This window comes from Intestinimonas sp. RTP31139st1_F5_RTP31139_211217, assembly GCF_040226735.1.
Taxonomy (GTDB): Bacteria; Bacillota; Clostridia; order Oscillospirales; family Oscillospiraceae; genus Intestinimonas; species Intestinimonas butyriciproducens.
Genome location: NZ_JBCOAQ010000094.1, coordinates 1 through 1,263, shown reverse-complemented (window position 1 = coordinate 1,263; position 1,263 = coordinate 1). Strand labels below are relative to the sequence as shown.

The window sequence follows — 1,263 nt, the reverse complement described above, 5'->3', positions numbered from 1 at the left end:
AGACGGGCAGCACCCCTGTGGCCATGGGGTCCAGCGTTCCGGCGTGCCCCACCCGCTTCTCGTGAAAGATCCCCCGCAGCTTGGCGCACACGTCCATGCTGGTCCAGCCGGCGGGCTTATCGATGATGATGATCCCGTTGGGCATCCGCTCACCCTTTCCCTTCAGGTCCCGGCGGAAGCGCCGTCCCGGTCCTCCACCCACACTTGGCGGATAGCCGCAAGTATGGCCGCCTTGGCCTCTGCCACGGTGCCCATGACGGTGCAGCCCGCGGCGGAGGCGTGCCCGCCGCCGCCCAGCAGCGCGCAGACCCGGGTGGCGTTCAGCCCCTGATCGGTGCGCACCGAGAGCTTGCACTCCCCGGGGGCCAGCTCCCGGATGGTGACGGAGGTCCGCACCCCCTCGATCTGCCCCAGGAAGGCGGCGATGTCCTCGGCGTCTCGCTCGGTGGCCTCCAGCCGGGCCATATCCGCCAGGGAGATGGCCGCGATCACGGTGGCCCCCCCGTCGTGGACGTCCATGCCGTCCACCAGCAGGCTCTCCAGCCGCAGGCGCTTGAGGCTCTTGGTGCGGAAATGGCGCTTATTGACCCCCTGGAAATCGATGCCCACCGCCATGAGATCGGCGCACACCCGATGGGTGGCCGGCGTGGTGTTGCTGTACATGAAGCAGCCCGTGTCTGTGGCCACGGCCACGTAGAGGGGCAGGGCCGCAGCGGGGCTCACCGGCCCCCACTGGCGGATCAGATCGTAGATGAGCTCTCCACAGGCCGCCCGTCCGGGGTCCACACAGCTCTCCCGGGCAAAGCCCTCGTAGGAGGGGTGGTGGTCGATCCCCAGGTCGATGCCCCGGGCCAGGTATCGCTCCCCCCGGGGCGTGAACAGGCTCCGCCCCGCGATATCCACCGACACCACGAAATCCGGTTCCCAGTCCTCCTCTGCCAGATAGCCCCCCAGGTAGGGGGTAAAGAGGCTGGTGGCGTCCTCGTTGGGAAGGATGCAGGCCGTCTTTCCCTGCTCCCGCAGGGCGGCGCACAGCCCAGCCGCACAGCCGATGGTGTCCCCATCGGGACGGCGGTGGGTCAGAATGAGAATCCGATCCTGTTTCTTCAGCAGCTCGGCTGCCGCTTTGTAGTCCATTGCTCTCTCCTCCAGGGTAATTGATGCGCGCCGCCGGCGCGGCCATGGGCCGCAGCGCGGCCCGTTCCGGATCACTGGTCCAGCTTTTCGATGAGCTCCAGGATGTGCGCGCCCTCGGCGATGGAG

The 1,263-nt window shown here is 68.3% G+C and carries 1 protein-coding gene and 1 pseudogene; both read right to left on the bottom strand.

Going from position 1 to position 1,263, the window contains the following annotated elements:
* A pseudogene (locus tag ABUA09_RS18295) lies at positions 1-145 on the bottom strand (tRNA pseudouridine(55) synthase TruB); the annotation flags it as partial.
* A gap of 17 nt (positions 146-162) precedes the next feature.
* A complete protein-coding gene (locus ABUA09_RS18290) occupies positions 163-1,137 on the bottom strand; it encodes a DHH family phosphoesterase (RefSeq protein WP_058117035.1) in 975 nt (324 codons plus the stop codon).
* Between the last annotated feature and the right edge of the window lie 126 nt (positions 1,138-1,263).